This is a genomic window from Nostoc sp. 'Peltigera membranacea cyanobiont' 232, assembly GCF_002245985.1.
Classification (GTDB): Bacteria; Cyanobacteriota; Cyanobacteriia; order Cyanobacteriales; family Nostocaceae; genus Nostoc.
Window position 1 is genome coordinate 1 of sequence record NZ_NOLK01000243.1, and the last position, 7,298, is coordinate 7,298.

At 43.0% G+C, this 7,298-nt stretch carries 8 protein-coding genes; 3 read left to right on the top strand and 5 right to left on the bottom strand.

Annotated elements, in window-relative coordinates; genetic code table 11:
- Nucleotides 1-144 precede the first annotated feature (144 nt).
- Nucleotides 145-1,485 carry a relaxase/mobilization nuclease domain-containing protein gene (locus CDG79_RS37660; RefSeq protein ID WP_223278587.1) on the bottom strand — a complete coding sequence of 447 codons (1,341 nt, stop codon included), beginning with the start codon at nucleotides 1,483-1,485 and terminating at the stop codon, nucleotides 145-147.
- A 4-nt stretch (nucleotides 1,486-1,489) separates the two neighbouring features.
- Nucleotides 1,490-1,915: a plasmid mobilization protein gene (locus CDG79_RS37665; protein ID WP_094346636.1), complete on the bottom strand. Its 426-nt coding sequence runs from the start codon at nucleotides 1,913-1,915 to the stop codon at nucleotides 1,490-1,492.
- A gap of 554 nt (nucleotides 1,916-2,469) precedes the next feature.
- Here CDG79_RS37665 and CDG79_RS37670 point away from each other — a divergent pair.
- The 3 genes from CDG79_RS37670 to CDG79_RS37680 are packed head-to-tail and all read left to right on the top strand — an operon-like array spanning nucleotide 2,470 to nucleotide 4,509.
- Entirely contained in the window at nucleotides 2,470-2,964 is a 495-nt protein-coding gene (locus tag CDG79_RS37670; RefSeq protein ID WP_094346637.1) for a hypothetical protein, read from the top strand.
- Nucleotides 2,961-3,782: a hypothetical protein gene (locus CDG79_RS37675; protein ID WP_094346638.1), complete on the top strand. Its 822-nt coding sequence runs from the start codon at nucleotides 2,961-2,963 to the stop codon at nucleotides 3,780-3,782. Before CDG79_RS37670 ends, CDG79_RS37675 begins: the two co-directional genes overlap by 4 nt.
- On the top strand, nucleotides 3,766-4,509 hold the full coding sequence (locus CDG79_RS37680; RefSeq protein ID WP_094346639.1) for a hypothetical protein: 744 nt from the start codon (nucleotides 3,766-3,768) through the stop codon (nucleotides 4,507-4,509). The genes CDG79_RS37675 and CDG79_RS37680 overlap by 17 nt, the downstream gene beginning before the upstream one ends.
- 65 nt (nucleotides 4,510-4,574) lie before the next feature.
- Here the strand turns inward: CDG79_RS37680 and CDG79_RS37685 are convergent, their stop codons facing one another.
- From CDG79_RS37685 to CDG79_RS37695, 3 genes are all read right to left on the bottom strand, one after another.
- Nucleotides 4,575-4,781 carry a hypothetical protein gene (locus CDG79_RS37685; RefSeq protein ID WP_094346640.1) on the bottom strand — a complete coding sequence of 69 codons (207 nt, stop codon included), beginning with the start codon at nucleotides 4,779-4,781 and terminating at the stop codon, nucleotides 4,575-4,577.
- A gap of 94 nt (nucleotides 4,782-4,875) precedes the next feature.
- Nucleotides 4,876-6,777 (bottom strand): hypothetical protein, encoded by a 1,902-nt coding sequence (locus CDG79_RS37690; RefSeq protein WP_094346641.1) that lies wholly within the window; start codon nucleotides 6,775-6,777, stop codon nucleotides 4,876-4,878.
- Between the two features lie 64 nt (nucleotides 6,778-6,841).
- Complete coding sequence (locus CDG79_RS37695; RefSeq protein ID WP_189525269.1) at nucleotides 6,842-7,237, bottom strand: hypothetical protein; 396 nt, start codon at nucleotides 7,235-7,237, stop codon at nucleotides 6,842-6,844.
- Nucleotides 7,238-7,298 lie beyond the last annotated feature (61 nt).

A 7,298-nucleotide genomic window follows, 5' to 3' on the forward strand; every position in this document is an offset into this window, starting at 1 on the left:
TTTCTCTCCCACCATTTTCATGATTATCATTATTGTATTATTCTCTCGGCAAGTATACTACACAATAATTGTTCAAGGTCGCGGATGCTTTAAGGCTGACAAGATAATATTTTTAACCTCTAATTCCATTTGGTTTGCGTTCTCTCATATCGCTTTTAGTCTAAACTCCAGACTTAAGGTTAACTCAACTGCTGACTGCTCAATAAAATTAGCAATTGATAAAACTGCTTTTTGTGATACAAGTCGTTGCTCCACATCAGTAATCGCCGATGATAGCTCGTCGAATGTGGTTTTATTATTAGCTAACTGCTGATGATACTGAGACAGTTGTTCTGTTAATTGTGGGAACGCTTCAACCAAGGCTGACTCGACTATTGACTGTTCAATAAAGTCAGCAATTGTATTTATGAGTTCTGAACTGGCTCGTTGTTCCACATCTGATTTAGCTGGGTTTGTCTGGTGTTTTATTTCGGGTATATTTTGAGCTTTTTTAGGTGATATGGTTGATATTAGCTGTTGATTTTCTTGGCTATTATCTATAGATTCTAAGAAATTATTTAAACGTTTAATTTCGCTATCATCCCGTTTTGGGTCATAATTTATCCCCAATTCTGTTTGAAGCTTTGTAAAAGAACACTTATATTTATTGAGATTACCTCCCTGTTTCCAGAGCAAACGGGGGCTATCATCTTCATTAACTGAGCCGATATCAATGCCAAACTTGATGCCCCTTACCCCACCGTGGCCGTAATAACTAACGACAGCTTTGACTTGATACTCTCTCCATAACTGCTCAATTAGCTGGGGCATTGTGGGTTTATTTACTGCCACTTGCTCAATCGCCCGTCGCATTATTTCTTCGCCTGGAAGTCCATCGCGCTCGACCCGTTCAAGTTGATTACGAGTCATAGCCTTTTGCTTACTTTCCCAACTACTTGGGATTTGGGTTAGCTGAAATTCTCGCTCTAGTAGTCGGGCTGAATGTTCAGAGTGGGCGTAATTGTTCCAAGTACGAATAGATTTCCCGTCTAGGTTATTGACTCTAGATGCAACGATGTGAGTGTGGTCGTGTTCTTTATCAGAGTGCCGCGCTATAAAGAAGTCATAAGCTGGTAGTTCTGATTCTATAAATTCATCAACTAGCTGGTTCAGTTCGGTGTCAGCTATCCTTTTATCTGGCTGTTTGACTTGGGATTCATCACCTTGAAGCCGCGACAACACAATGACCGATGCCAAGTGACGTTGAGACAGATTAGCTAATTCGTCATCATTTAGCGTTCTATCATTTTTCGGTATACTAAGCATTAAGTGATAGCATGGGTCTTTTAGCTGCGAGTTAAGATGGGCTGATAAGGTAAACTGTTCTACCAGTTCATTGGTAGAAGAACCGTACATATTCCCGCCAATAATTTTAGCTTTCTCTTTCTCAAGCACATATTTAGTAGTACCGCGAAATGATTTATTAGCTTTGACTTTTGTAATCATTTAGCTAAACCTCTACCGATGCTTGAGTGAGTGATTGGCGAATCTGTTCTAAAAGGGCTGTCAGTTCTTCAATAGTTCTCAGATATTCTTTCACCTCCGCCGTCAACGGTTGACTACCAATTTTTACAGCTTCGTTAATAGCTCTGGTCTGCTGATTCAGGTTGTTACCAATCTTCTTTAACTCGTAGATAGCCTGTCGGTTGACTTCGGGAATGATTAACTTAGGATGTGGTAAAGGGTAGTCAAATAATCTCGCTCTAATATAGTCACTTTGCACCACTCCACTGCAACGCTGCTCTAGCCTAGCTTTTTCAGCATAGCTAGCCCTAAACGTGATGGTTACTTCTCGCTTTTCATCTGGTGCTACTGACCGATTGGTTAATGTGTCAGCTAGTTGATTACTGAGATTGGTACGTGGGTCTGGCTGCATAACTAGTTAAGCGTTTAGCTGTTTAAATATTTATTTTTCACCGGGTTATTCGCTGTAGCTGCTACGGCGCTTTGCGCCGAGCAGGTAGGCGGATAACCCGGAACCTCCTGTTGGCTTATCTTCCCCTTTAATAGACCGGATAACAGGGGGTTTGGGGGACACCCCCAACAAGCAACCACACCGCTTTTACCGAAGGTAAAAGTAGCACGTAGTGCGTTACGATGTATTGCTTGCCTCACCCCCCACGACAGGACTAGGGTAAACCAGAACCAGGGGGCACAACGGGAGGCTGGGGGAGTAAGAGACTTTGGCGAACCACGAGTGGCTGTCTGCAATTACCTCGGTGTAACCGAGGGCAGGGTCTGTTTAACAATGCTGCCAACAGCCTTTGATACTAAGAATGTTGATTCATGGGTAACTGCTTTTTTAGACTAGTCTACCTCACGAGGATACAAACCCTTTTTTGTTGATATTTGTCACATCACGACAAGAAACTTAAACTTTTTCTGACCACGACTTTTTTACAATGGAATAATTTATTACTAATGCTGAATATGTCGCGCAAACCGAAAGCTGTCCCTTTATCAAAAATAGAAGATATTCAAACCAGTCTTAAACAGAAAGCCGCGACTCCTAAAACTATCAGCCTGTCAGATTTAGTTCTCAGTTTGGCTAAACCTATTCAAGATATGTTAGACGCTGGCTACTCCTATGACGATGTTTCTGATGTGTTTAAAGGTCATGGGGTAGAACTAGCGGCCAGTGGTCTGAAGAGTTTTCATAAAAAAGCTTCAACAATAACGGAGAATAGTTCGAGTAATGAATCATCAGATAAAGCGGTTGATGAATCAGTTAATTCTGACTCCGAGCCAGAATTAACTGATTCATCAACCTCAACTAATGATGACATTCCACCAGTAAAGCCGGATAGTTCATCACAGAATAGTAGTGAACCATCCGACTCATCACCATCTCAAACTACGAAACGCAAAAAAACAACACCTAAGACTTCTGCCCAATTTAATATCACCGATAGGAGTGAAATATGAAACGCATCGTGATGATACTGGGGGGCAAAGGTGGTACAGGTAAGACTGCCTTTACTCGCTTACTGCTGGATGTAATGCACAATAAAAGCATTAATTATCTAGCTTATGATGCAGATACAGAGAATCCAGAACTGTACGAATACTATCAAAACTTTGGCTCAGGGGTAAGGCTGCTGAACTTCCTGGAGGTGGCAGAGGCGAAACGCTTCTTTACGGAAATCAAAGCGGAATCACCCGACTCAATAATAGTAGATATGCCGGGGGCATCAAGCAATAAAACTAGGGAGATTATCAGTAAGTTTGGGCTATTCAAGATTGCAGGTGATTTGGGTTATCGAGTAACGCTGGTGACTGTGCTTAACCTTGGGTACTCGGTGATAACCAGCTTAAAAACTATGGCTGACTTCTGCGGCGCTCAAGCAGATTATGTGATTGTGAAAAATCTATGTTGGGATAAAGGTTCAGGTTTTCAGCGCTGGGAGAATAGCAAAACATCGGCAGCTATTTCGGAATTGAAAGGCATAGAAATAGAAATGCCAGAGCTAGACTACTCGACCTTTGACACGTTGACAGAGAAAGGTCTACCTTACTCGGCTGCGACTGAAGAGAATGGTTTTCCTTTTGGGGATTACCTGCTAGTGAGTGGGTTTTTGGATCAGGCGAAACCAGAACTTGAAAAGGCTGAGGTTTATCTGGGGTTGCAGCAACCATCAGTTATACCAGCTGCTTTAGAGAAGGCTACAACATCAAAACAGACAAAAGTTACTGCGTCTACTTCTCGTCGGGGTCAAAAGAAAACTAATGAGCAACAACAATAATGGCAACGGCAATCACAGCAATCCTCACTCTGAAACTGCCAATTTAGTAGAGAGCAGTGAACTGGGTGAGGTGAAGATAGCACTGGGAAGATTATATAGAGAGTTTGAAAATTTTAAGCAATCACAGAAAACTGAACGCGAAAGAGATAGGGCAGAGTTACAAGCATGGGCGCAAACGAATTTAATTCAGAATCAACTCCTCAGCAAAGCGATGGTGACAATCGAGATGCTGACGACCGAATTGAAGAATCAGAATCTCTCATCAAACGAGTACGAGCAGAGCAACGAGAATTTGAGACAAGAATTAACTCCCTTGCTGACGCAGTTAAAGAATATGCCCAAGTCATCAGCGACATTAGAGAGCTTAGAGTTCAAAGGGCTAAAAAGCGAAGTATTGCAGTTGAAGCAGAACTGGGACTCACTGTTGATTCACACGAAGAACTTGACTACGGTTATTCAGGAGTTGAAGAACAGCCCTCCCCCCGAACCCATCACCATAGAGAAAGAGGTTTATCGCGCTGAACCCATAAGTAAATATGGGACGATGGGGTTGTTTTCTGCATTATTTACTTTGTTGATTTTCCTTGGATTCAATCAATTTATTCCGGTAAATATCTCGAACGATATCGACATCTATTTGAGAGCAATTTTGCAGCGTACAGATTATAGTAATGCCAAGCTACAACGGGTAGAAAAGCGTTTGGGGACTGACCGAAATCGAAGATGAAGGGCAATATATAGTGATTGGGGCAAACAGGCTTAACGTGATATTTGCCCCAAAAATACAAATAATCAAAGATAAGAATCCACAAGTTTACCTTGAGTTGACCACTTCTCATCTAGAAGACGACAAGCGACATAGACAACTTTTTGAGGGTTGCGTTTGTGCCTTCCATTCATGTTCCAAGAACGGACAGTATAATCACCTTCATAACCCAAGACAAGTGCAAGCTCGTCGTAAGTTAACTGCCACTTTTTCTTAAACTCAATTGGGTGCATAGATGTAAATCCATTACTAGGATTTCAGGGTTTTGATGTCTTGATATCTTTGAACGAAGTGCTTTCTTAAAAGGTTTTTGAGATTGCAGTAATATTAAAAAGCAGTAAACCCTAACTTCTCACTACCCTTCAATTGCTTGGATTCTATAAGTTGTGCAATGGCACACCTTAAATAGCGAACAGCCTTTTTATCTTCACCCCACTTCCGGCTATTTCTAATCGCAGCAAAGCTGACTGGTGTTGTCACGGCTGAAGTGACAATGTTTAAAATCTGCTCTAAATCCGCCTCAGAAATGCTGACGAATTCTAGCTCTGCAATTTCAGCCTCTTGGGTAGGCTTTGAGAAAATGGACTCAAGCTGATTAACTGCGTCATCTGGTGCAATTTTCTCCCCTCTGGGCATAACTGCTGGCTGGTGATGCTGCACCAATTCCGGGAAGAACTTGAGTAATGTTCTTGCTGGATCTGGCTGACTATTTCCTGGGTGTAACTCTATCTTTAACCAGTCAGGAATCATGCCGAGATTGCCACCGCTAACAGGTTCAGCAAAGTTATTAGGGTTAGCCTTAAAATATTCCCCACTGGCAACATTAATTTTTCGCAATCCGCCAGCGCTGACAGATTGAGCTACACAGCCAATAAAGTTAACTGATTGCTTAAAGGTGTCTGCTAATCCTGCTGTCGCCTTGCCAACCACAGAAGTTAAGTTGGAGCCGTGCAACACAATGATTAATGTACCGCCACACTTAGCGAAACGACTCAGCAGATATTGAATAGCCCAAGTGCGATCGCTCTCCTCTAACAATGAAAGCAACCGCATCGCCTCATCAATGACTAACAGTAAGTTTTTGTGTGAGTAAGGTTCACAGCCATCTAACCCTTTAAGAAATTTAAGCAAGTCACGGGCGACTAGTTTATCTGCCCCATCCGCATCTTTTTCCGGGTACTTAAGGGCAGAAATTAGATTACAACTAAAGGGGTAAACGTCCACCCCGGCTGTAAAGTATTGGGTATTTAATCCCGAATCTAAAGCTAGAGATAATGTTGCCAAGATTGCTGCTAAGGTTCCCTTACCACCTCGCTGAGTGCCAGCGATCGCAATGACTTGGGAACTCATCATGTCTTCGACTTGAAAACCACTTTTCGTTAAAGCCGCGATGAGTACGTTGGCTCTATTCGCCAGAGGGAGATGAGTTATAGTGTCTGGTGAAAGCCCATTAGCTGATGGCTGTAATTCTGTAGGTCTAGAAAGTTCCGAAGCTTGGGGACTGTGGCGAATATCTATCTGTGGTGATTGAAATTGCTTAATATCTACGGTCGGTGGTAACTGGATTTGAGCTTGTGCGATGGCGCTTATCTCCGACCGATTCACCCGACTGTCAATCGTCACATCCTGTAAATGGAGAGCCATACTTTGATAAGTAGGTAGCTGACGGCCCTTAAGTTTGCCAAACCAGCCAAACATCCAACGATAAGCATAAAAGCGTTTTCCTGGTTCAACTTGCGTTAAATACTGCCCAATATTTTCAAATTCAGCTAGAAGAAAGGCGTACTCTTCAGCCTCGTGTCGCTCTAGGAATTTAACGGTATTAGCAAGATGATCCGCTTGATAATTGCTCCTAGAATCATAGTCACCAGCACGGGCAACCGCGTCTATAAAGTTGCCTCGTACAAATGGTATTGGTGCAATTTCTTTAGTGCGGTTGGAGTGTTCGACTACAAACCATAGCCATGCAGCACCACCAATTAAACCACCAACTACTGCCATTGGGTTCACCGCATAACAAACCGCTCCTATCCCAGATGCCAGCAAACCAAGTACACGAGTCATGTCTGCTTCATTCTCAGACTGCCGCGCCATTTCAAATAATTGATCCTTGCGCTCTTGCAGCCATTCAGAAACATTTCCTGCCTCCAAATGGGATAAGGCCGGATATGTTTCGCGTAAGTGTTCCGTTTCCTTAGTTGTAATTTTTGGGATATTATTGCTTTGCATAAAACAAATGCCTCGTTGAGTTAAGAAGCCGCTCAATGTAGAGAGTTGTTGAGCGGCACTCACTTTAATCTTTAGTCAAGCGCCAGATGGCAAACCCAATTTCACCTGCCATCATTGTCCCAATGTTGAATAAGGTGCAGCCCAAAATCATGAATGGGGCTGTGTAGTCGAATGGGTTACGAGCTGCAAAGGTGGTGACAATATCGAACACCCAAACAGCAATCACAACTAACCCAGCACTAGAGCGATCGCGTGTACCTGCGGTTTTGTAGTCTTGCCACAGCTGGCCTACCAAGTCAATCTTGCCACTGGGCTTGGTTTCAAGCTCATAAACCATGTGATCTTGAAGCTCCCGCCTAGCTGAATCTGGGTTTTTACCACGTAAGGCATGGGCGAATGGCACTAAGAAAAGCCGAAACCCTTGCGGTTTAAGCAGTTTGCAATTGCTTGCGTAATTCATGCCGGGGTTTCGTCATCAAGGGGTAAATTTTTGGGCGACGTTTACGGACTCGTGGTTCATT

Excerpts from the sequence above, each read along its gene's own strand:
- CDG79_RS37680 (WP_094346639.1), top strand. The coding sequence starts at position 3,766 with ATGAGCAACAACAATAATGGCAACGGCAATCACAGCAATCCTCACTCT.
- CDG79_RS37695 (WP_189525269.1), bottom strand. The coding sequence starts at position 7,237 with ATGAATTACGCAAGCAATTGCAAACTGCTTAAACCGCAAGGGTTTCGG.
- CDG79_RS37685 (WP_094346640.1), bottom strand. The coding sequence starts at position 4,781 with ATGCACCCAATTGAGTTTAAGAAAAAGTGGCAGTTAACTTACGACGAG.
- CDG79_RS37690 (WP_094346641.1), bottom strand. The coding sequence starts at position 6,777 with ATGCAAAGCAATAATATCCCAAAAATTACAACTAAGGAAACGGAACAC.
- CDG79_RS37670 (WP_094346637.1), top strand. The coding sequence starts at position 2,470 with ATGTCGCGCAAACCGAAAGCTGTCCCTTTATCAAAAATAGAAGATATT.
- CDG79_RS37665 (WP_094346636.1), bottom strand. The coding sequence starts at position 1,915 with ATGCAGCCAGACCCACGTACCAATCTCAGTAATCAACTAGCTGACACA.
- CDG79_RS37675 (WP_094346638.1), top strand. The coding sequence starts at position 2,961 with ATGAAACGCATCGTGATGATACTGGGGGGCAAAGGTGGTACAGGTAAG.
- CDG79_RS37660 (WP_223278587.1), bottom strand. The coding sequence starts at position 1,485 with ATGATTACAAAAGTCAAAGCTAATAAATCATTTCGCGGTACTACTAAA.